Source organism: Leadbettera azotonutricia ZAS-9 (genome assembly GCF_000214355.1).
Lineage (GTDB): Bacteria > Spirochaetota > Spirochaetia > Treponematales > Breznakiellaceae > Leadbettera > Leadbettera azotonutricia.
This window is the reverse complement of record NC_015577.1, coordinates 1,308,077-1,332,293: the sequence shown is the minus strand read 5'-3', so window position 1 is coordinate 1,332,293 and position 24,217 is coordinate 1,308,077. Positions and strand designations below refer to the sequence as shown.

Genomic DNA, 24,217 nt, shown 5'->3' with positions numbered 1-24,217 from the left:
ATCCTTTTATGATCAATAATTTCGCTGCCATACGCGCAGACGGAAACGCAGCATGTCGTAAATACCCCAGAAAATATCATTGGGATGGCCAAAAGCGCCTTTCCTTACCGACATCGCCTTGTATTCAAATTCAACCGGAACGACCTTATAGATTTTTTTATACCGCGCCCTGAATATCATTTCCGGCATGGTAAATATCGGCGAACGCGCCAAAGGCAAAATATCTTCTATAATGCTGCGCCTGAATATCTGGAGGTAGTTCGTATCCCGTATCCCTTTCTTGCCGTTCGGGAACAGCATAAGTATTAAAGCCCGGTTCACAAGAGACGCAAACCTGCGCCAGGCAGATGTACCCAGGTACTCCATCCTCTCAACGCAGAGGACGTCAATATTTTCATTTTCGGATTTTTCGATAAGTTCCCGGACTTTTCCCGGGTCCAGGGGCAAATCGGCGGCGTTGGCGAATACGTATTTCTTGCTAGCGGCTACAAACCCCCGCTGAATGGAAGCCCCGTAATTCAAATTGATCAGATTATGCAGGGCAACTGCATGATCGTGGGTTTTGACAAATTCATCTATTATCGCCCCGGTGTTATCTTTGCTTCCGTCATTAATCAAAACAATCTCGTAATCTTCAAAATCCCTTTGAAAACATTCCAGGCTTCGTTCCAATGCGGGCAGGAGTATATCTTCTTCGTTATAAGCAGGTATAAGCATCGATACCGAGGCTTTGCATCTGCCGGTTCCCGTCTGTTCTGCCATATTTCATAGCTCCTTGTAATAGGTCCTGTTCACTGCATGTTTGCTGCCAAAAGATTCCTTAAAATCCAATAAGCCCGTGTTCAATACAGCCCCCCGGTAGGTGGTGTTGATGCCGAAGGACAGTTTTTCAAAACCGTGGTCACGGGCCCATTCTATTGTCTTGTGGTATAGATATACATTGGGGAAAACATCATCAAAATCATAATCCTGCGAAAGATACTGGGCGTGGGCAACTTTTCCAAACAGGAACAGCATACCCCCGGCGGCCATTGTACCGCCCGAATAGGCGGCGACGAATACCACCTTGTCCGGAAGCCTCTTGTTTTTAAAATCAAGCATCTCTTCCGCAGAGTGTATCGGCTTGGTTTCAAATTTTAAATAATTTTTTGTAATAACGGCATGGATGTTCCGGACGTCCTCGTCCTCTGTAAGAATCCTGAATTCCAGGTTGTTTTTTAAGGCAGTTTTAAGCTTCCGCAGCCTGTGGGAACTGATATTCGCAATCAGGTCCTGTTTATAATCAGCATAATCGATATAAGCCGCCAATTCGCAATAATCGCTGTAACCCCGGTACCTTAATACATACTGAAGCAAATCGCTCTTTTCCCGGCAAAACAGATCAGGAGTAATTTTTAAAATTATTTGGCCAAAATGCGCTTCTTTTACAAAATTTTCAAGGGTATCAACCATTTCGATTACTTTCTTCCCGTTGTAGTACTCATGGTTTACTACAATCCCGCCGTAAGAGGCGCCCGCATGGGAGAAAAAGGCTTTCTTGCCGGCTTCGGTTTTCACGCATGCCGGGACTATCCCCGCCAATTCATCCCCGTCGAATATCAGGCATGAACAATCCTCGAATTTTCCCTTTGGATGGTAAGCTAAAAAATTCCTCGTATGCATCAGGGCGCCGTTAACAGCCGTATCATTTACAAAGGCGTCCCACTGTGCTTCATATTTATCTTCGTATGAAATGATATTCATAAAAAACCTTCATTAAAAAAATTTATCGCAGCTTTTTTGTAAAGCCACGGTTAAGGGAGTACCTGCTCCCTACGGATTCCTTAAATGACAAAAGCGTATCGTTCAAAAAGGCTCCCCTGCTGTTCGAAGAAACACCCCAGGAAAGTTTGCTAAAACCGCATTTACGCGCCCAATCAATCAAATTATAGTAAAGGAACGCACTGGGCCTGTTTAATGCGTAATCGTAGTCCATCGCCAAATACTGTGTATGCAGTATATTGGCATATTTGTATTCAAGCACCATACTGCATGCGCATAAAGTGCCTCCCAAGAAAACACCAAAAAATTTAATACTATCGCCAAGCCTCTTGCAAATTTCATATAGTTCATCCAGGGTGTGCGCCGGAACTGCTTCAAATTTTAAATGGTTTTTAACAAGGATCCTATAAAAACTGATAATCCCGGTATCATCTGTTATTTCCCTGAATTCAGGGCCGAATTTTAATGCAGCTTTGTAATTCCGTTTCTGCCTGCCGTCGAAATTATCTTCGATATTTTCTTTATAATCCGCAAAATCAATAAATGTACTGATATCAGCGTATACAGCATAACCGCTGTGCATTAAAACAAACTGGAGCAAATCACTCTTTTCCCGGCAAAACAAATCGGGGGTCATTTTTAAATGCACCTCTGTAAACCCGGACTCCCTGACACGGTCTTCCAGGGCCTTTACCATATCCATAGCATGCTTGGCGTTATAATATTTCCGGCCGATAACAAAACCGCCAAAAGAAGCGCCTCCATGGGAAAAATAAATCTTTTCGCCATCCTCAAGCCGTTCGCAAGCCGGAATTACGGCAGCCAAATTTGCCCCGTCGTAAATCAGGAAAGAACAATCTGTGAATTTTCCCTTGTGGTGATAATTCAGGAAATTCCTTGTATGCATAAATTCACCATTGACGGATTCTTCTTTTATAAAGCCGTCCCAAAGGGATTCATATTTTTCGTCATAGGTGACAAGTTCCAATAACTACTCCTTGTGTCCGGTTTAACCAGGCTCTACAATTTTCTGACTGATTCTACAAGGTAACGCTGTTTTACAAAAACAACATTTAAAATAACAGACAGATACTTAATTACAAAAAAAAATAAAATGAAAACACCGAAAAAGCCGATGCTTAAAAACAACATCTGGGTGGCCCAGCCTTCGGGTGAAAATATATGAAAAAACCGTATTATCAGAATATAAATACCGAAAGCGGTGGTAAAAAGGGCGAAAAAAACAGAAATAATCAGCGAAATGCTCTGAATGGCTCTGGTAAAAAGGATAAGGGATTCCAGAGCCAAATCTGATCCGTTTTTTGGCCGCTCACTTTTTTCCCAGCTCCTGTTATCGTAATACATCTTTACAATTGGCAAACCGGAACGGGAATACAAAACTTTCCGGTACGGAACAAACTGGTTTATGGTCTTAATACGGTTCAGGGCGCGGCGCGAAATGAGTATAAAACTCTCGCTGGATAAATTTTCATTGCCGACAAAATTGTAAACACGGTAAAATAATTTTGAAGACAAAGAATGGATATTTTTGGGCGCCGCCGTTACAATGTCATAACCGGACACAGCCTTGCGATACACTTCCATAATAAGCTTCCCGTCAAAACCTTCCTCGATGATGTCAAATTCAAAAATCCAGTCGCCGATGGCCAAATCGACCCCGGCGTTCATGGCTGCCTCTATGCCCTGATGCCCGCTCATGGTAAGGACGGTTATGATTTTGCCATCATGTACATTTTTGGCGAATTCCTCAACAAAAGCCATGGCCTTGTCTTCGGAACCGTCGTTCACGCAGATAATTTCAAAGTGTTCAAAATTCGCATCCAGGGCGCCGTACAAAGAGTTGAAAAAGTGACGAATCCCTTTTTCGTTATTATACATATACAATACAACAGACAAAAAACCATTCTCTTTGTTCTGAACCATGCCGGATGCCTCGTTAATCATATAAAGCCGCCCCGAGTATCCGGGGCGGCCAACGTTCAATTAAAACTCAACTGCATCTTCTATCAGATCCCAGCTTTCAATCTGGTTAAGCACCTTTTCAACCGCAGGGTAAATTTTGTTTCTATTGGCATTTTCACTCGGATGATAGGTATTAGCCGAATCAAGATCGCTTAATGCGAACCCATATTCACCGCAGAGTACCGAAGAGATCCGCCTAAAGGTAACCTTTTCGATGCCGAAATTTTGCTTGGCCAGCTTTACCATTTCTTTGTAAGCCCTGTCGTATTGGCTCGCGGAATACACAAGGGAGTGTGTAGCCGGGTTAGGATGATTGGCTTTCTCTCCTTCTGACAAGTTGTTGTAATAGGCGTTATCCAAAGTGGTTCCCACTGAGTCATTAAAGTACATACCCAGAACCACAATACCTGCATTGGGGAAGCGGTTATGAAGGTTAAGAATAATTCCCAAAAGGGAACTGGCAGAACCGGTCCAGAAGCTTTCCCGTACATCGCCTTCATTATCCACGCCGGGCTGCTCATCAGGATTACGCCAGGGGGAAATGTAGGGGGACGCCATACTGGGGCTGGCAACGCTTCCACTCACACCGATATTGTCAGGTATATTCAAAGCTCCGCTGTTGTTTACCAGCCATGTTTTCAGTTCCGTCAGAATAGCGTTAAAATCATGCGTACCGGCGTTCACACTTGTGAAATTAACCGAATCGACATAGCCGTCTACCGGCATCAACAACTGCGGATAAGCGTAAAGATGATTTGCGATAGCATCGTCGAATGCCGCCTTAGCCGCGTCGTACGCCGCGTCAGACAAGTAATTTTCCCGTATCGGCACTATAGGCAGGTCTTTGAAGGTATCGGAGTTGTAGTTACGGTAGTAGACATAGTCATTGGCCCCAAGCTGTATGACAATATTGCCCTCAAAGGACGAATCGGATGTACGGTCCATAATAGCCCTTGCCTGGCTGATGCTGTGGAACAACCTTCCGTCATCGGCCTCAATAACCTCCGGCGTGGAAGGATCGTCCAGCGTCAACAGGTTGGTATCCACATCCCAGCCTACATTGGTCGCGTCCTGCCAGACAATATTCCCGGTGCTGATCGGATTTTTCTTATAGACAATTGTCAGACCATCGGCGGTCATCACAATTTTTTCGTCATTGGTACCATAATTAGCAATATAATACGTTGTATCAGTATCCGTTTTTTGGTAGAAATATTTGTTGGGGCTGCCGGACATCGTATAATAAGCACCTGACGTCAAATTGCTTGTATTTACCAATATGACACCGTTAGCGGCCTGGTAATACCTGTTTGTCACAGGATATGTGTACGGGTAGTACCTGGTTCCGTTAAACATATAAACAGAAGTTATACCGTTTACCTTGATGGTTCCGTCGCCTGCTTCATAATACGTACTGCTGGTTGGATACGTATAGGGGCCATAATAATTCGTCCCGCCATCTGAGTAATGGTGCAGAGTCATATTCGAAACTTTAACGGTTCCATTGCCCCCTAAATAATAGGTATTCCCGCTTGGGTAATTAGCCGGATAATATTTACTGCTATAAGTACCTTTTGCGTAATACCTGAGAGTCATTCCGGCAATTTTGTAGGACGTGGTACTAGCGGTAACAGTGGCGCCTGAAGTAGCGTTTATCTGATAATAATAGGTTCTGGCGGCAGTGGTGGGGTACGAATATTCATACCACCTTTTAGTACCGTTAGAAGAAGTATAGGCCCATAGTTGATTATTAACCTTAGTCCAACCACTTTGCGCATCAGGGTAGAAAATTAAATTGCCGGTACTGACGATACTGCCATTGGTACTGTCCGAGTAGTATGTATCATCGTCGTCGGTCATTTTTTGATAATAAGTAGTGCCGCTACTCCCTATTGAATAATACTCGGCTGTAAAACCTGTTGTATCAATTTGGATGGTACCGGCGGCGGAGGCGCTGCCTTCCCCCGTTGAATAATACTTGGTATCGCTGTCCGTTTGCTTGGTATAATCTGTAGTACCCGAAGTCCATCTATAATACTCGGTTAGGCCCGTATTATTAAGCCTGATGGCCCCATTGGGAGAGCTGACGCCTTCCACCGTTGAATAATAATTGTTATCGCTGTCGGTCTTTTTTGTGTACACAATACTTGCGCCGTCTATATAGCTTTCTACAATACCGGCAGAATCAACTTTTATTATTCCGATGGGGCCGTTTGTACTGTCGGTTGAATAATAGGTGTTGTCACTTTCGGGGTCAGTTTTAACAAAGTACTTAATACCATTAGTGTCGGCATAGTAGGTCCCAGTTGACCAGGAGCCGTTGACTTTAATGGTACCGTCGTCGGCTTCATAATAAAGCCTGGAAGGATTGCCCAATTGTGAGTAAATCCTTCCGGCGCTGTCCCTGAGGTAATCAACCTCGGTGGTATCTATCCATTCTAGTTCTTCCTGAACCTGGGCTCCAAGGAAGTTACTGGACGACATAAACGCTCCGATCTTGGCCTTGCTGTACTGGTTTTTCCAGCCGCTCTCTGCATCGGTAACCTGCAAACTTGAGGCTATCATTTCGGGGTAGGATAAGCCGACATTGTAGTCCACGGAATTAGCGCTGTAGCTGTCCCCGATCCAGTACATCTTTTTGTTTGTAAAAATACTTACCGAGCGGGCGGCAGCGGTTTTTGCTTCGCTTGGAGGAATGATACGATCGGTCTTGCTTTTATATTTTGCCCGAATACTAAAGGTATAATCAACACCGTTAGTCAGGTTCGTAATAGTATGTGCGGTAAGATTCGGACCTAGTTCTATTGGCGAACCCGGAGCATTCGGAGTATAGGTAATTTCATAACCCGTAAGATACGCCGCGTCGGGACCGGCAGGCCTTGTCCAGGAGAGGTGCGCTTTTAAGCTGCTGCTTAGAACTGTAAATCCGGACACCGGAGTAACCGGCCATGCAGTTAGAGGTATAGAAGCTGACACCCCTGAATACCATACAAAGCCGACAGCATCACTGATGGTAACCTTAACGGTTACCACCCCTGTTCCCACCATGGTAAGGACGCCGGTGTTTTCATTAATAGACGCAAAATCGCCGCCCGAGGCTATGCTGTACTTAATAGTACCGTTACCGCCGGGGACGCCGCTTGCAAGGCTGTTAATCTGGTTTAGGCGCACCTGGTTAAGGCTGAGGGTTTCTCCGGCAAAATCCGCCAAGGAAGTAGGAGAATACGCAGGAGGAACTGTCTGGGAGGCAACCGCTACGGTTAACAACGTTCTATTGGAGAACATACCGCCTGCAGTAACATAACTTATATACGTCGTTCCCGCACCCATGGCCCTTATTACGCCGGTATCCCTATTTATTATGGCTACGCTTTCATCACTGGAGCCCCAAATAGGTGTATTGTTATCAGGATCTACCTTCAGAGACTCATAAACAACCTCTGCCGATGCATCCAAAACCTGCCCTATCTGGAGTTTATTAATCCCAGAAAGGGGGGATCCCTGGGCATCTTTATAGGTGATTTCAATTTCGGAACCTTGAACCTTTGCGGTTTCATTGAAATGCACAACGAAGGTTACTACTGTGCGTGGCCCGTTTACGGCTATATTCCGGACATCGCCGCCTGAGTCTGTATCGATATCCATATCTTCAGCAAAAAGATAGCCGCTGGCAGCATTTAATGTTACGGTAACACTGTATTCGCCGCTTGCAAATGCGCTTGACGGATCCCATGGCCATTGGGTTGCGTCTGTACTAGTATATGATTCGCTGGCAGGAACAGGAGGTTTTGTTCCGGGTTTATCCGGATCCTTAAACGGAATTAGCCCTGCAACAGGGGGCAGGAAATCAAACAGCGCGGCGGCGCCGATTATTTTATCCGTAGTATTTTTATATACCTCGACAACAGAGTCGGGATTATCAATATGAATATTATAACCGGGCTTGGAAATACGTACCTTTACGGGTCCGCCTTGTGTAAAAGCGCCTATATTGAGCAGGTACTTACCGCCGCCCATATTATGAAGGTCTTCGGAGGCGAAGGTTGTTTTGGTTATACCCGTATCGAAAGCCCTGAGGGTAATATCTTCGGGTAAAAGTTCCACATCAGAACCTGTTATGATCTCCAGATATTCAGTAGTGGTACCGGAACCGGCATAGGCGCTGAGGGAGATGTCAATATCCGTTATGTCTTTGGCGGGCCATACAAGGTTCCCCAATTGCAGGCTTGCATTATCGGCTTTTGATTCCATGCCGGGGTATATATACACCAGGGCATAGAGGCTGGTAGCTACGTAATAATAAGCTTCGCCGGTCTTTTCAAGGACAAGGGCAAGATCGTAAATACCCGCAGGCACTTCTGTTTTTGTTCCGCTTGCGGCAAGGGAACCCAAATTTACCAGAGTCTCGCCCGATAATTCAAGGCTTTTTATGGAAACCCCGGACGGGAGGCTGAGATCCCAGCTAAAGATACCCTTGGCATCCGGAGCACTAAGAGCTATGGGGCTGAGGATTATTGATACGGTACCCACGTCTTTATAAAACGGTGTTTCTCCGGTTGATCCCTCAGCCCACTGATCTCCCTTTTGATTGCCGAGTTTCAGGAAGGCGTTTACGTCGGCCTTATACTCCAGGTTGTCGCCTGCATCTACAAGGTCTATCTGGTATCCCACTTCGATAGCGCCGTTAGTATCGGCAGGCGGCTGCGGATCAACCAAGACCCAGCTCTCGCTGGAATCTTTTGCCCTCTGATAGAGAGCTATATCATAAATGGAAGAATCAGGCTTTACCGGCATTACGGTTCTTTCCCCATTAGCCAGTTTTAAAAAAACGCCCTTTGGGGTGGTTTTTTCAAATGTTTGAGTGGGGGGGCGCAAAAACATTGGTACAAGCGCTTAACACGATAAGCAAAACCGCAGGTATTAAAATTTTTGTGAACAAAGTTTTCATTATTTATCTCCTTATTTTGTTACAGTGAAGCTTACTGCGCTTGACCAATCAGCGCCGCTTGTTTTAGCGCTGATCATAATATAATTCGTTACATCTGCATCAAATTCATCGGCATCAAGCGTAATACTGTATGTCATGCCGGTAACCGCTCCGCTGTTATCAAACAAAACCTGTTCAGGGGGGTTACCTACTATGCTCCTGCGCCATACAACATCAGTAACATATGTCGTATCGCTGATGGCTACGGTAAAGGTTCCATCCTCATTATCCTGATAGTTAAGGTTTTGGGCGCTATCACCGGGGGCGTCGAAGTTCACCTGTATATCCTTGCCGTTGGCTTTGGGGGTATAGGTTGAAGCTGCGGGTGTATACGCGCTCCGCTCCTCGCCTGCCGGCTTTCCATATACCGCCCGGATCTTAAAACTATACACATCACTATTAGCCAAAGAATTCACATCCACGGTTAAGACATCAGCACCCGTAACGGCCAAGGTTTGTTCAGAACCCGATGTAGTAATATTGTTGTAAGCAATTTCGTAACCGGTAATCCGGGCTATTGTCGCCGGATTTCCGGTGGGTTTTGTCCATGAAAGCGAAACCTTGGTGTTCCTTCCAACGCCGTTTAAAGCCGGAACCGCTAGGGGAGTCCATTTTGTTACGGTAATCTGTGCCGGAATTGCCCGGTAAGCTACCAGATCATCGGAGTCGATAAGGGCAAGGGAAACAGTAACAGTTCCGGTGTCCACGATGGTCAATTTGCCATTGCCTGCAATGGTAGCTTTAGTTGTGTCGCTTACGGAATACTCCCTGGTATAGCTTCCAACAGGTTCGTCAATACTAGGCTCTGCTGATTGCTCGCCTGCAAAGCCCTGGAATTCAGTTACGCCGTAATCCAGGTTCAGGGTCTGCAGCACATTTGGATTTACGATAAGCCCCGCTTCGGCGCGGAAAATCTTGTTTTGGCTTAAATAAGAAACCGTGATATTGTCATCAGCGCTCAAAGCCGTAATAGCGCCGGTAGAAGGGTTAATGGTGATAGCGGAAGGAGTGTCTGTAGACCAGGTTAACGCGCCGTCTCCGGTTTGAGTACTACTGGCATTACCTGTAGTGTGCCTGCCCATCTGGAAGTGCGTGCTAAACGTAACAGGCGCACTAGTAAGGAAGCCTGTGTTTGTTGGGAAGGTAACTTTTAGTACAATATTTGAGGCTTCTGACCCTAGAGCAGGTACAGGCGCTGCAGTTCCTTCGTCAAGAATTTGCGGAGTAAATGCTTCCTGGAAGCAATAGCCGGCCGCCGCAGTCAGGGTGATTTCAAGTACATAGGAAGAATCGCCTTTAAATTTCCCATCGTAAGTCCCACCGGAAGCAAGCGCCGCGCCGCCGGCTCCCTGCCAGTTAATATTGCTGATGGTATATTCCGAGCTTCCGGGAATAATGGTAGTATCAGGAGCGCCCCCTACAACCGGGGCGGAAACACCGCCAATCGTAACTGCCGTAATATGTTTAAGGGGTTTAGTTCCTGTTCTGGCAAAGGGAACGGTAAAGCTGATCTCGTTGCCGTCTCCGGTTAGGGTGTTTGCCGGCTTGGTCTCAGTCCACGCGGTAACTGTATAGAAGGTGTCATTACTGCCCTTAAGCTTAATAACGGGCCTGGCTTTGCTAGCGGCATCAAATTTATAGCTCGTATTTGCTTCAAGGGTTATATAGGCCTCGTAATCCGTATTCCCCGCAAATTCACCGGTAACCTGACTGGTTTCACCCACCTTCCTGTAAATTAATCCCTTGACACCGAAACTGGATTCCACTCCGGCGAGCCCTGAGAGCGTTGGGCTGCCTCCCGCGGAGGGGGCCGTTACACCGGTTATCGTAACAGGACTTTGCTGGATAATACTATTGACCCCCGCCTTATAGAAGATTCCGATCACTCCGTCTTGGGGGGTATAGTAGATCTGGCTGCCTTCACCTAGGTCAAGCTGGACAGTGATAGTCCCGCTCGCTGATCCGGCGGCTGTGGGGAATGTAATCGACTGGCGCCAGATGTTTTCGCCCGCTGGGGATTTGGCTATATCGCTGTATAGCTGCTTTTGCGCACCAGTGACGCCAAAATCAATGTCGATTTTTGCCGTTGTCAAATTACTGATATACGGCGTTGTTTGTATATCAATATAGGATGTGCTCGAACTTCCCGCAGCCCCATCCCGGGTCAGGTTAACATAAACCAGAGCGGACGACGCCGGGCCAAAACCAACGACAAGCGTAAGATGTTGAGTGTCCAGGATGGTAACAGCCTTCGTTCCCTGAATATCGCCAATATTCACAGTTATATCGGCCGGATTATTGGGGAATTCATAAAGGGACACGGCGGTAAGAGCAATAACGGCTTCGTATTCTGTGTTTAGAACAAAAGGCCCGGTATGGTTTGCGCCGCCGTTTTTCAGCCTCCAGGCAAAACTGCTTACAAGATACGCGCCAGGATCTGATACACCCACCATAGCCACAGGAGATTGCCCCGCAACAGGAGCTTCAAGACCGGAAATTCCCACAGTATTTATCCTTGGCGGCCCGTTGTCCTTCACAATTCCCACAGTCTCGCTGGAGGAATAGACGAAAATATAGTTGGCCCTTTCGATCGTTACAGTAATGCTATAGGTTCCGGCTGGTAATTCCGATTTCACTGTAACAGGGAGGAAGTAAATACCTGCGCTCGGAGTTGAAGAAGTAACATTAAAACCTGCGGAGGGGGTAATAATATCGTTACCCCCCTGGTTAATTATCACATCGTTGATAACCAGGTCGGTTATGGCAGGGGATGTTTCAATTTTGATCGATGTCGTACTATTGCTATTTTCAGAAACTGCGGTCAGTGCAATGCGATAGGGAATCTTGGCAAAGACCACATCAAAGGTCAGGGTTTTGCCGCCTGACGCAACCTTCAGGTTCGACGGCGTTCCCTTGTCCAGGCTGACATTTGTAAGGGTATCTATAAAATGAAAATTCGATGCAGTACTCAGGGTTATCGTTGCTTTATATTCATGGAGGACTTCAAAATTACCTGTAAAGGCCGCATATCCGCCATCACTGCCTTTTTCGACCCATTGGACTCGGGAAACAGTATATGATGTTACAACAGCCTCCAAATCAGTTTTGGTAAAGGGAATGCCGCCATGCGCAGGGATTACTATCCCGTCAAGGTAAACCTCATCTATGCTGGCCGAAGCAGGTGTGGATCCACCGCCATCGGAGGAACAACTTGAGAAAATCAGCGCCGCAAGCGCTGCAACAACTAAGATCGGTATAAACCATCTTTTATGCATTTCTATCTCCTTTAGAATATCAAATGAAGGATTTCATTACTATAATATCCCTTTTCCAAAAAAAACAAGTATTTCCCTAAAAAAATCATCTTTCTTCAGAAATCTCCCCGGCCGCCTCTAAGTCGGCTTTGGCCTTATCATCCTGCCCAAGCAACTGGTACAACCTTCCCCGCCGCAGATAGAGATCGGGAGACGGACTGATATTTATGGCGGCGGTGTAATCTTCCACTGCCCATTCAAGACTGTCTATTTTTTCATACACCAGTGCCCGGGAAAGATACAGATCGTATATCCAGGGATCTCCGGCAGGGGCCATTGCCAAAGCGGCGGTCAAATCCCTGATGGCCGCCCCGTGATTGTTCAACCCCGTATAGGCTGAAGCTCTCAGGAAATAGGTGTACCAGTTTTCCGGACTGATAGACAGGCACATACCGGAGTCGGCAATGGCCTTTTCCCACTCCTCTTCATTTATATACGCAAAGCCCCTGTATTGATAGCCCTCTGCCTCGCGGGGTCTCAGCGCAATATACCGGGTAAAAACCGAAATAACAGCCGGAAAATTTTCCAATGAATTGTAGGCCATTCCCTGCATAAACAGGATATCTGCGTCATTGGGGTTCTCTTTAAGGTATTCGGCAAAATCCGCCGCTGCTTTTGCATATTGTTCTCTCCCATAATATAGACGCCCCCGGTCGCTATAGGCAGACACTAATTTACCTATGTCAATGGCTGCGGTATAGTCCTGAAGAGCTTTATCAGTTTGGCCTAGTTCTTCGTACAGGCGGCCTCGATTTATATACAAAAAGTTCCAGCCCGGACCTTCCTTAAGGGTCTCGCTGTAATCTGCAATGGCGGCGGCGGCATTACCCTGGTCTTCGTACAAATTTCCCCGGGCAAAATACAAATACCCAAAGGGTGCAATGGCCAAAGCTGCGTTAAAATCGGCCAGGGCCAGCCTGCTGGAACCTTTCTGCTGGTAGATTGCCCCGCGCCGCCCCAGAACATCGGCGGTTTCAACAGTCTGTCCGGGTCTTGAGGCAAGATAAGCTGTGTAATCAGTCAGGGCATTATCAATTTTTCCGATTTCCTCATAGGCATAACCCCGGAGCCTGTGCATATCAATATCGTCGGGGACTAATTTGATGGCGGCATTGGCGTCAGCGATAAAATTATCCATGCTGCCTTTCTGAAAATAAGCGTAGGCCCGGGTTTTATAACCTTCCGGATCGACGGGCCTGAGCGCAATATAGGCGGTGTAATCGGCAATCGCGCTGTCCAAATCGTCATCCAAAAGATACATGCCTCCCCGGGCCATCAGAGCCTGGGCATTATTCGGATCTCTTTGAAGAATTTCGTTTAATTCATCCAGGGTATAATCGGTTTCGTAGGCCATAGACCAGGAATCCCTCAAGGACGCCATGATATTAGCCATGGGCGAAAACCAGCGTCTTCGGGAGGCTTCTATTGCCGTCCGTACCGCAGGGATAAAGGGCGGGCCAATTACATAGGTCAGCGGAGACCGTCTGTAAGTTTCGTAGGCGATCCTGGTTTTGGCGCTGGGATTGCCCCTGTCAGCCTCCGGGATACGGTCAGGATTGGCAACGCCGATCAAGGGCGCCTCCGTTCTGATACAGCCCGAAAACGCCAGAAAGCAGAATATCAGAATGAGAAACGGCGGAACCCGCTCGGAAGAAGCCATTCGCAGTTAGCCGCGCCACCCGTTCAGCGCGTCGATAACGCGGGCAGTCTGCGCGTCCGTTTGTATGGGGCCGCTGGGGAGGCTCAATTCTTCGGCGTGGATCTTCTCGGTTATGGGATAGGACAGTTGGTTCCATTCTTTGTAGGCGTCCTGTTTGTGGGGCGGTATCGGGTAATGGATGATTGTTTCGATGCCCTTTTCCTGCAGATATGCCTGCAGCTTGTCCCGTTTTTCAGAGCGTATGGGGAACACATGGAAGACGTGGCTTTTCAGGTTTTCTACGGCGGGCAGGACAATGGCCGGGTTTTTTATCCCGTCGATATAGAGCTGCGCGACATGGCGCCGGTGTCCGGTTTCATCATCCAGATGGGGGAGTTTGGCGGCAAGGACAGCGGCCTGCATTTCGTCGAGGCGGCTGTTGATGCCCTTATATTGGCATACGTACTTTTTGGAAAAGCCGTAGCACCCAAGGGAGGAAACTGCCCGGGCAAGGGCGTCATCATCGGTGGTAACCGCGCCGCCATCGCCCAGGGCGCCGAGATTCTTCCCGGGGTAGAAGCTGTGCCCCGCCGCGTCGCCCAAACTGCCGGTTTTGCGACCGTTCCACTCACATCCGTGGGCCTGGGCGTTGTCTTCGATTAGTTTAAGATTATGCTTTTTACAGATTCCTGCGATTTTTTCGGTATATGCGCACTGCCCGTAGAGATGGACAATCAGTATGGCGCGGGTTTTGGCGGTGAGCGCCCTTTCGATAAGGGAGTCGTCGATTTCATAGGTCTTGAGGGAAGGCTCCACCAGGACGGGTTTCAGGCGGTTTATCGTAATAGCCAGGATACTTGCGATAAACGTATTGGCCGGGACTATAACCTCGTCGCCCTCTTTCATGACACCCATCTCAATATACGCGCGAAAAATGAGGATGAGGGCTTCCAGGCAATTAGCCACGCCTATGCAGTGCCTGGCGCCAATATAAGAGCCATAGGCTTTTTCAAAGGCTTTGTTCTCTGCGTCCTGGACATATTTACCTGAATCCAAAACACGCTCCATGGCGGTTTTAAGTTCGTCACGGTACATGGCGTTTATCTCTTTCATTGGCAGGAAAGGAACTTCATAATCCAATTTTGTGCCTCTTTTACAAAAATCATAAACTTTTTGCCTTGTTAAGTCAATCTTAACATTTACAGATACAGGTTAATACTTGTTTATCTCCGTATGCAAATAGGCAATTTCCTTTTTCAGCCAAGCTTTCATTTCTGCAAATTCCGTATTAGCAAACCAATAATCCGCCTTGTGCCAGCACCTAGCGTTCTCTATATCCGATTTTGCAACAAGTGCAGCCATCACATCAACAAAGGCATCAATAGTCCTTATAGACGGGTACATTTCATTCCACCGTTCTTTGTATCTTGCACAAAAAACAGGGTCATCAAAGAAACGATTTAAAAATGAATGCTTCAAACAACGGTCTACGATAGAGTAAAAACCAGTATCATCTTCACTATCATCAACACGGGCGCCATAAGCCCAGTTAAAATCCCAAGGCTGCGCCATAGAAATTTTGCCGCCTTGAACTTTATACATATATGCATTATTTGGCCCGCGGCATTCAGAATTATTTACTATTTCCTGTATCATAAGCCAGTTTACAAAACTATCCATGTCTATTAAATCTCTGTAACCGTTTTCAGGAAATGTACTCTGAGCCATTTTGTTGGTTAGTTCATTGATGGGATTTCTTACAAAGTTATATTCTGCGGCATTGGCATTAGTGCCAAGCTCAGGTGATTTTATCATTACAGGCAGGCTGTATTTTGACGTTCTAAATCTAGGGTCTTCATCATAATAAGCATCTATTTGTACCAAAAAATCTTCCTGGTCATTTATATTTATCCGTCCTTTAGCAACCTGTACCTGCTCAGTTAGTAAATAATGACCATTATAATTCCCATTCAAAAATACTTCAACAATGGTATAATGATTATAAAAAGGCAAATTGAAACGTTTTTCCAATTCAAAACCAACGACATCTGTAAAAACACCTCCATAATAGCCTGCCAGCAACACCCAGCTTTTTGCCGCCGTTAAACCAAACAATGACTGTTTTTCGCCAAATTTAATTCTATATGGTTTTTTTGGTTGAGTCCATGTGACATTTCCCCGCCCGCGTATTTCGTCTCCATAGCCGGTATGGACAAAACTATAGCTGGTGTTATTTGGATCAAAAACAGAAATGTTTGTTTTTACATATATTTCTTTGTCGGTTATTTCCTGATAATTCTGTGTATCGATCTTAATCACCGGCAGGCCTGTGGACTGGGGTGATACCAGGGTTACCGTATAGGATTTGCTCTTCCTGCCATCCGGGGTGGACACCGTATATTGCACATCCCGCCGAAAATCGTTCCCCGTAAGACCGCTTGCCTGAGTTACTCCGTTTACCGTCACAATGTTTGCAGTGTCATTGGTTATAAAGGCGGCCTTGAGCTGGGTAATATTGTCTATATATTTGGTGGTCTTGGGTCGATCCGGGTTTCCATCGGGCGCATAGGGAACCTCAAGCTTTATTGTCCCGGCGCTTTGATTGAAAGTTCCAATTATATCGGCAGTCAGATCGTTATCAGCTGCAGTAAAACGAAAGGCAGAGATTTGCGGATCAGGGTATTCACGGTTTATTGTCAATGTATAGTTTTTGACAGCTCCGTCTGCCGCATCTATTGCACTTACCCTGATAGTGATTATATTGGGGCCGACAGAAAGGGCGAAATTTCCAGTCGTCACTTGTGTCCCATTTCTCCAATAGGTTACTGCCGCTATATCTGTATATTTTACGTTTCCTGTTATTTTTGCTACGGTTGCGCTTGCGGTTCCTGTTATTGTTGCATTGGTTACGCCATTCGGTACGTATACCTCATAATTCACTATATCTGCTTTAAACACCGGTTCCAGCGCAGATACTGCGGGGGTCCCGGTTTTCGTTACCGTAATTCCCGATAAATCTGCTTTCGCTTCAAACCGCCCTTTTATCGTTGCATTGTTTGCAGGCATGGCAAAGGTATACTTACCGGCATTGGCTGTATCCTGAGTTGGGGTTATTTCAGTTGACCCATAAACAGCTTTCAGAGAACCATCCTTAAACCGGTATTTTTCATTCGTGGGTGTTACCGTAATGGTTATCAAGGTCCCTTCGGCTGCGCCCGTTGGCGATGCAGTGATAGTCCCATAGCTTGCAGGCCCTTCAAGGCTCGCATTGACGGTAAAGACCGGAACCGTCAGGATAATATTCCCGCTTCCGGTAAGGCTTATGGTTTGTATATAAGGCTTGCTCCAAAAAATTTCCCCGCTATTTTCCAATTCTACTCTGAGATACACGATACTCCGGTATAGATTTGATGGAATGGTAAGAAGCCACATGCCATTTGCAATACCGTCCGAAGCACCGATCTCAGATAGACAGGCCATGTCCCGGTATACATGTACACTCTTAACGGTATAGCCTGAATCAACGGATGCCTCACCCTGAAGTAAAACTGCAGCGCTAAAATCTGCAGAGGTAAAACTAAAATCTGCCCCTTTTGCCTCGGTCAGCATACCCGGATAGATATGAACCACGTCGGTTTTTCCGGTACTTAAAATACCATTACCGGCTGTAATGGTCATAAGATAATAACCGGAAGACAGATCGTCTATTGTCCTTGGACTCCGTCCGCTGTCTTTAAGAAGATTAAAACTATAATCTGATCCCCCTTCAGAAAGAGCCTTTAGCGTGAGAGAAGCAGTTGATAATGTTACATCCTGGGGCAGACCTATATTATAGTAAAATTTCCCCTTGCCGCCTGCAGGCGGTATATAAAGGTCAATATCAATTGTAAGGTCATCAGATGACATAACCTCGACTTCTTTTTCTCCTGCAGCCGCCTCATAGACTATTCCGCCAATTTCAACATAACCTGCAGCGTTTATCTTCCAGGTTCCTAATTCCAAATCCATGCTGATGCTATCAGTATTAATATTATCATGAGAAACAGGTTCTTTATCACCATTTGTCAAACTGAGGGAATAACCAGAAAAAGGGGTCTGGGGCAAAAGAGTACGTGCATTATCCCTGAACAAATTTATCGTTACCCTCGCCTTGCCGTCTGATGGTACAGGCGCGGCCGGATGATCCAGGGGGATGGAACATCCTGCAAGAATCAACGTGATCGCCAGGATAATAGCCTGCTTTAAATTACTGTTTTGCATATTTTACCATATCCTCTTTAATTCCTTTCCTCAAACCTTAGTCCATGGCAGTTACTGTATCCCATATACCATATGCAATATTTTTGGGACGGTAGATTTTTAACAAATCATCGTTCGTTTTTTCAGCCCGATAATCTATCGAGGTAAAATCAACACGATTATTGTTACTGTCAATCAAAGACTTCCTCCTCATTGACTTCTGCCTTGAAAGCAGCTGAGGACAGGATGTTAAATCTGAATCACCGCTATTTTCAAAAGCATCAATGTGTGTTTCATTATCATTATTACCGGAACCTGCCATATCAACATAGCCTGAAACCGGACTGCCGTCATTATAGGGATTGGCCGTAGTGAGCAATGTTTGATTTGAGAGGAGGCAGATCTTAATCCGTTCGCGGCTAAGGTCCTTGCCCAGCCAAATTTTATCCCCTTCGTTATCATTCAGGGTCAGCCTGGGAGCAGTGTTATGAGCCGCCCCCAGAATCAGGTAAGAAGTATGAGCCGGAACAATTCCCGAAAGATTGAGTTTATCCCAGTTGTTTCCACCCTCGCTATACTGAATAGAATAAGTACCCAGATCTATAGCGGTATCAGTATTATTGTAGAGTTCAATAAAGGAACGGGAAACCGCACCATCGGTAACCACCCCGTCAGAATCCTTACTATTACCCGGGCCATAGACCTGCAGAATCAATAAACCCTGGGCTGACTGTGCAGTACGTACCGGCGTCCATGAACCATAAAATCTGTTCTTGGGCTGATAGAAAAGCAACTCTTCAGCGCTCAAGCCGCCCTGTGCCCGATATTCAATTATTTCAAAATCCGCCGCATTATTATTGGTATCGGTCAGGGTCTTGCGCCTGGCGGTCTTCTGTTTGGATATTCCGGCTGCCGGGGCTGCTTCAAACCCATCAGCAGTTCCGGCGCCAAGCATATCAACATACCCTGCTATGACAGCAACATAGGGATTTACCGTTGTTATAGGGTTAGTACCATGAACAAGACAGATTTTAAAAGCATCATTGCTTAAATCTATATCCCATGCCTGATCCGCAGTATCAAAGTCGTCATCAGCCAATACAACACGAGGGAGAACCTCACCGGTGTTATTGCTCTGTTTACCCAGAATAAGGAAAGAAGTCCTGGCAGGGATACTTCCTGTTAAGGGAAGCACATCCCAGCTGGTTCCTTTTGAACTATACTGCAGGGTATACCCTGAAAGATTTATGGCAGAATCCGTAGTATTATAAAGTTCGACAAAGCTATGCGAAACAGCCGCATCGATCTTGCCGCCTGATCCATAGGCCTGCAATATAACGATCGGGGTTTCGGAAGCAACCGGGGGAGGGGGCGTATATTTGGGGTCCCATTCCCCATAAACACTACCCTTTGGTCCGTAGAATGCTGCCAGTGCGTCATCAGCAATACCGGCTTTACGGTAATCAATTCCTTCAAAATCATCAACGTTGCTATTGGTATCAATAACGGTTTTTCGCCGAGCGGATTTATTCTTCGATATTAGTTCAGGCCCGTTAGAACCGGAACCCTCAAACGCATCAATAACATCCCCATCACTAGCCTTGTTTACCGCACCAACCATATCAACATAACCGGCGACAGGGTTTCCGCTTCCCGTATTAAAGGGATTTGCCGCCAACAGGGTATCGGTACTCCGCACAAGAGCTATCTTAAACTTCTTGTTATCAAAAACCTGTCCGGGCCAAATCATATCGGCGGTGATTTCCGCGATCTGCAGGCGGGCAGCAGTGTTATTTTTGGCGCCGAGGATAAGGAAGGAATGCCCTGCTTTAATAATCCCTGTCAGGTTAAGTTTGTTCCATGAAGCTCCACTCGTACTGTATTGGACTGAATAACCCGCAAGAGAAATATCCTTTTTGCCGGGATTATAAAGCTCTATAAAGTTATGCGAAACGGAACCGTCACTTGCGGTACCAGTTCCATAAGCCTGAAGAATAAGAATTTCAGGAACAGCTACAGGATCCCAGGGGCCGTAATCAGAATTCTTGGGTTGATACAGGGGGAGCTGTTTATCGGTGATACCTGAAGGACGGTAATCAATAGGCTCAAAGTCCAGGGTATTATCGTTAGTATCTACCAGGTTTATTCTGCGGGCTGCTTTTTGCTTGGATACAATTTCAGGCCAGTTTTTTGTATCCCAATAGCTCTTGGGGCCTTCATAGCCGTTAATTATATCTCTGTCTTTGGGTTTATTGCTGTTAATACCGCCAAACATATCCACATAACCTGCGGCACGAACCCCCGAACCATCGCCATTGATATCAAAAGGATTTTGAACCATCAAGACAGCAGTACTCTTGATAAGGCAGAATTTAAAATTCCTATTTTCAAAGGCTATATCCCATGCCTGATCCGGTATAAGCTCACCCAGATCCAGCCTCGAATCAGCATTCCAGAGTTTTCCTAAAACAAGGAAAGATGAATGAGCGGGAATAGTTCCCGACAGATCAAGTTTTTCCCAGGCAATATCATCATGGTAATTATCAGGATAGACCGGGTTTTCCTCAGCGTCTTTTCCGACATAACCATACTGCAGGGAATAACCGGCAAGGTTGATTTCTGCATCTGTAGGATTGTATAATTCCACAAAGTTATGGGATACTGCGCCGTTGGTGCTTGTTGAATCAACACTGGAAGCATACATCTGCCAAATCAAAACCTTCTGTTCAATAAAATCACCGGAAGAGAATTCATATACAGCTCTGGTATCCATATTGGGATAAATATGGACAACCTCCACCTTACCGGCTTTAAGGCTATTGTATTCCATAATGGTTCTGAGGAGGTAATACCCGGAGGGCAGAAAATTCTTACCCGAAAGCTGATTGAGCAGATCGTATTCAATATCAGTTCTGGGACTGCCAAAAAGCGGAGTGAGGATCATTTTAGCAGAATTGAAGGGAATAGCCGGCAAGGCAACAGTATAGTCAAATATACCGGTTCCCTGAGTGTCCGGCATGGCAAGCCTGATTGAAACTGCCCTGTTTTCACCTGCAGCCAGATCTGACACTACTATACTACCCGCTGCTGCGGATACCTGTTCACCATTAACAGTAACAAATGCTTCGGCGTCTATAGTCCAGGTTCCCGGGGACAATGTAATCCGCTGGGGCATACTTGTAATATTAATAGTTTCAGATTGAGTCTCCCTGGCAGCCTTGAGGGTATATTTGGTGAACTGCGATGCGGCGGGCAGCAAAGTCCGCATATCCCCCTCCAGATCGACTGTAATATAAGTACCCCCATCGTCTCTGGAGGAAGGCTCAAAGAAGTTTGAACAAGACACAAGTACCGCCAAACCTAATATCAGGGAAAGGAACTTAAAAAGTTTATTTTTATTCATTTTCCTTATTCCCTTACTTCAAAGTTCAATATTTTGGTATAAGGGACTTCCCCTTTATATACCATAACGGTAAGCGAACAGCCTGTAAGCGGGTAATCAGCAGCCTTTAGAAGCAGACTATCCGAACCTGGCAAAGTCTCCATCTCATTATTGTTGACAAACCACTGTATCCCGGTATAGGAAGAATCCGCCACGGTCACTGTTACTGAACTTGGTTTACCCGAAGAACCGGTCTTGGACAGGATAAGACTACCTGATATTCCTTCTAATTGTATATTCTCATCCCGGGGACCGGTTATGGTTACTGTAGCAGTTCCACCGGAAACAGTTTCATTTGAGAACACGGCGCTTACCGTTACAGCAGATCCCGGCATGATAAAGCTAAAATCGCTGCCGTTTCTCTCGACAGTGACAGTTTCAGATCCTGCCGTAACGCTTATGGATTCAAAGTGATACCCTGCATCAGGAGACACTGAACCAGTAACTGTATCGTTAAAAGCAGCGCTGAGTCGACTGAGAATTATATTGCCATGGTCTGTTGCGCCCTTGGCAATGATGTAATAAACAGGTTCAAAAAAGCTATTTACCATTACATCTGAGCCTGGCATGGTAAAGGTATATTTACTGTCATTAACCTTTACAGGGGTGATGTAACCGCTGCTGTCTGAAACAATAAGCGAATTATCAATCAGTTTTTTATGAACAGGCGGTACCACGGTTAAAGTTACTGTATCTCCCATTAAAGCAATACTCTTATCTGTAGTGATATACGCAGTATTAGCAGACATAACAGTGACTGCATAGGGACACTTTTCAAACTGGGCGCTCACTGTGACATTAGAAGTCGGCATGGTAAAGCTATATACACCGCCGCTGCCGTTTATTTGTGCTACTCCGCTGACAGCCAGGGAATTGGCCTTTAACTGATACCCATTCGTCGGGTTAACGAACAGGTATACAGTACTATTGGCTCTGGCAGATTCAGGATTTGCAGTAATGGCGCCATTGGCAATACTGCCAAGATTTACCGTATAATAAATTATCGGGATTAGCTCAAACTGAGCTGCTATGGCTACATTGGAAGCAGGCATTGTAAAAGAATAAACGCCATTATTAAAGGTTGGGGTAATAACAGGACCGGTGGCAGGAGTTCCTTTCAGGGTATCCGCTTTCAGCCTGTAACCACTGTCCGGAGTTACAAAAAGATACACAGTACTATTTTCGGCTGCAGAAGCCGGATTCACAGTAATAGCGCCATTCGAAAGTGCCCCGGATGTTATAGAATAATTTGGAATGGGTTCAAAGGATGCGTTCACCGTCACATCCGAGGCAGGCATAATAAAGGAATAAACACCCCCGCTGACACTGAGCGGCGGCGTCCCGGATACTTTCAAAGAATCAGCCTGCAATTGTTTACCAGCGTCAGGTTCCACCATCAGGTAGACCATACTACCCCCAGCTGCTACTGAGGGAGTGGCAGTAACCTTGCCGCCCGAAAGGATTCCAATATTCACTGCATAGATGGTTTCTACAGCTGTTTCAAAGTGAGCGCTTATGGTTACTTCTGAACCGGGCATGGTAAAGGAATACAAACCATTAGACACATCCACAAGGGCATTTCCGCCGCTTCCGGTCACTGTCAGTGAATCTATTATTAACTGATAGCCTGTTTCAGGATTTATAAAGATGTATACCGTTTCTCCCTCTACAGCTGAACCAGGCAGGGCCTTAATTGTACCATGAACAAGATCGTCAGCGATTGCTGCTGTATAAACTGTCTCTACCGAGATTAATTCAAACTGAGCTTGAGCTGTTACATTGGAAGCCGGCATGGTAAAGAAATAGATATTACCGCTCCCTTCTATATGGGTAACGCCGCTTACTGTCAATGATCCCGTGCTAAGCTGATAACCAGTATTGGGTTCTACAAACAAATACACAACACTGCCTTCAGCAGCAGTCGAAGGATTTGAAACAATATGTCCATGGGTAAGAGTTCCACTAATATTCACATTATAGGTTTGGACCTGAAAATATTCAAAATTGGCGTTTACCGTTACATCCGAGTCAGGCATACTAAAAGAGTACAAACCATTAGTCTCATTCACAGAAACATTCCCACTGCTTCCAGTTACTGTTAGTGAATTTATTGTCAGACGGTAATTAGTTTCTGCATTTATTATCAAGTATACAGTATCTCCTGCCGCAGCTTCATTGGAAAGGGATCTGACAGAACCGCCGTTAAATTGACCATATTTGATTGTATGCCTTTCCACATAAACAATGGCGGATTCAAATTCAGCGCTCACAGCCACATTGGAAGAAGGCATAGTGAAGGTATAAACACCATTATCCTCGTTTGTATCAATAGAAACAGCACCGGAAATAACTGTAAGAGAACCGGGCTTTAGTTTATAATTGAGCTGTGGAATTACATACAACGATACCGTATTTTCTGCAAGGGAACTTGTAGGATTGGAGAAAATAGAGCCGTTGGCAAGGGACGCAACTTCGATATTGTATGTTTGCGTCTGAATAACTTCAAACAGTGCGTTTACGGTAACATACGATTTAGGCATATTGAAATAGTAACTGCTGCCTTCCGGGGTTAAGCTGATCTCATTATTGTCTGAATCTATTACAACCAGCGAACCCGCTGTCAGGCGATGCTCTGGATCTGGATTAATAATCAGGTATACTTTTTCCCCCGCTTCCGCTTTGGAAGGATTTGCAATGATAGAACCATGGGAAAGGTTTTCTATATTAACGCTATAGGTAGTGGATATTTTCCCACCACCACTATCAGTGGGGCTTTGACATCCTAAGACAGCAAAAGAGACTGTCAAAACAATAGAAATTCCTATATGCGCAATTCGGTTCTTCATGGTTAC

11 protein-coding genes are annotated in these 24,217 nt (G+C 45.8%); all 11 read right to left on the bottom strand.

What is annotated here, in order from left to right; translation table 11 throughout:
- Window positions 1–12 precede the first annotated feature (12 nt).
- Entirely contained in the window at window positions 13–762 is a 750-nt protein-coding gene (locus tag TREAZ_RS05710; protein ID WP_015710868.1) for a glycosyltransferase family 2 protein, read from the bottom strand.
- Window positions 763–765: 3 nt separating this feature from the next.
- Complete coding sequence (locus tag TREAZ_RS05705) at window positions 766–1,743, bottom strand: GNAT family N-acetyltransferase (RefSeq protein WP_015710867.1); 978 nt, start codon at window positions 1,741–1,743, stop codon at window positions 766–768.
- A 22-nt stretch (window positions 1,744–1,765) separates the two neighbouring features.
- Entirely contained in the window at window positions 1,766–2,749 is a 984-nt protein-coding gene (locus tag TREAZ_RS05700) for a GNAT family N-acetyltransferase (RefSeq protein WP_015710866.1), read from the bottom strand.
- 32 nt (window positions 2,750–2,781) lie between these two features.
- Window positions 2,782–3,726: a glycosyltransferase gene (locus TREAZ_RS05695; protein ID WP_015710865.1), complete on the bottom strand. Its 945-nt coding sequence runs from the start codon at window positions 3,724–3,726 to the stop codon at window positions 2,782–2,784.
- A gap of 39 nt (window positions 3,727–3,765) precedes the next feature.
- Window positions 3,766–8,538 (bottom strand): fibronectin type III domain-containing protein, encoded by a 4,773-nt coding sequence (locus tag TREAZ_RS05690; RefSeq protein ID WP_169312608.1) that lies wholly within the window; start codon window positions 8,536–8,538, stop codon window positions 3,766–3,768.
- Between the two features lie 165 nt (window positions 8,539–8,703).
- Window positions 8,704–12,006, bottom strand: coding sequence for a fibronectin type III domain-containing protein (locus TREAZ_RS05685; protein WP_015710862.1), 3,303 nt, complete (start codon window positions 12,004–12,006; stop codon window positions 8,704–8,706).
- Between the two features lie 85 nt (window positions 12,007–12,091).
- Entirely contained in the window at window positions 12,092–13,705 is a 1,614-nt protein-coding gene (locus TREAZ_RS05680) for a tetratricopeptide repeat protein (protein WP_043922914.1), read from the bottom strand.
- A 6-nt stretch (window positions 13,706–13,711) separates the two neighbouring features.
- On the bottom strand, window positions 13,712–14,824 hold the full coding sequence (locus TREAZ_RS05675; protein ID WP_015710859.1) for a DegT/DnrJ/EryC1/StrS family aminotransferase: 1,113 nt from the start codon (window positions 14,822–14,824) through the stop codon (window positions 13,712–13,714).
- A gap of 72 nt (window positions 14,825–14,896) precedes the next feature.
- The gene (locus tag TREAZ_RS17330) at window positions 14,897–17,944 is read right to left on the bottom strand and encodes a CotH kinase family protein (protein WP_015710858.1); all 3,048 of its coding nucleotides are present in this window, start codon (window positions 17,942–17,944) and stop codon (window positions 14,897–14,899) included.
- A 37-nt stretch (window positions 17,945–17,981) separates the two neighbouring features.
- Window positions 17,982–21,326, bottom strand: a complete 3,345-nt coding sequence (locus tag TREAZ_RS05665) for a lamin tail domain-containing protein (RefSeq protein WP_015710857.1) — start codon at window positions 21,324–21,326, stop codon at window positions 17,982–17,984.
- Window positions 21,327–21,331: 5 nt separating this feature from the next.
- Entirely contained in the window at window positions 21,332–24,211 is a 2,880-nt protein-coding gene (locus TREAZ_RS05660; protein ID WP_015710856.1) for an InlB B-repeat-containing protein, read from the bottom strand.
- Between the last annotated feature and the right edge of the window lie 6 nt (window positions 24,212–24,217).

Coding starts and splice junctions, on each gene's coding strand:
- TREAZ_RS05710 (WP_015710868.1), bottom strand. CDS start 762: ATGGCAGAACAGACGGGAACCGGCAGATGCAAAGCCTCGGTATCGATG.
- TREAZ_RS05705 (WP_015710867.1), bottom strand. CDS start 1,743: ATGAATATCATTTCATACGAAGATAAATATGAAGCACAGTGGGACGCC.
- TREAZ_RS05660 (WP_015710856.1), bottom strand. CDS start 24,211: ATGAAGAACCGAATTGCGCATATAGGAATTTCTATTGTTTTGACAGTC.
- TREAZ_RS05665 (WP_015710857.1), bottom strand. CDS start 21,326: ATGAATAAAAATAAACTTTTTAAGTTCCTTTCCCTGATATTAGGTTTG.
- TREAZ_RS05695 (WP_015710865.1), bottom strand. CDS start 3,726: ATGATTAACGAGGCATCCGGCATGGTTCAGAACAAAGAGAATGGTTTT.
- TREAZ_RS05690 (WP_169312608.1), bottom strand. CDS start 8,538: ATGCCGGTAAAGCCTGATTCTTCCATTTATGATATAGCTCTCTATCAG.
- TREAZ_RS17330 (WP_015710858.1), bottom strand. CDS start 17,944: ATGCAAAACAGTAATTTAAAGCAGGCTATTATCCTGGCGATCACGTTG.
- TREAZ_RS05680 (WP_043922914.1), bottom strand. CDS start 13,705: ATGGCTTCTTCCGAGCGGGTTCCGCCGTTTCTCATTCTGATATTCTGC.
- TREAZ_RS05685 (WP_015710862.1), bottom strand. CDS start 12,006: ATGCATAAAAGATGGTTTATACCGATCTTAGTTGTTGCAGCGCTTGCG.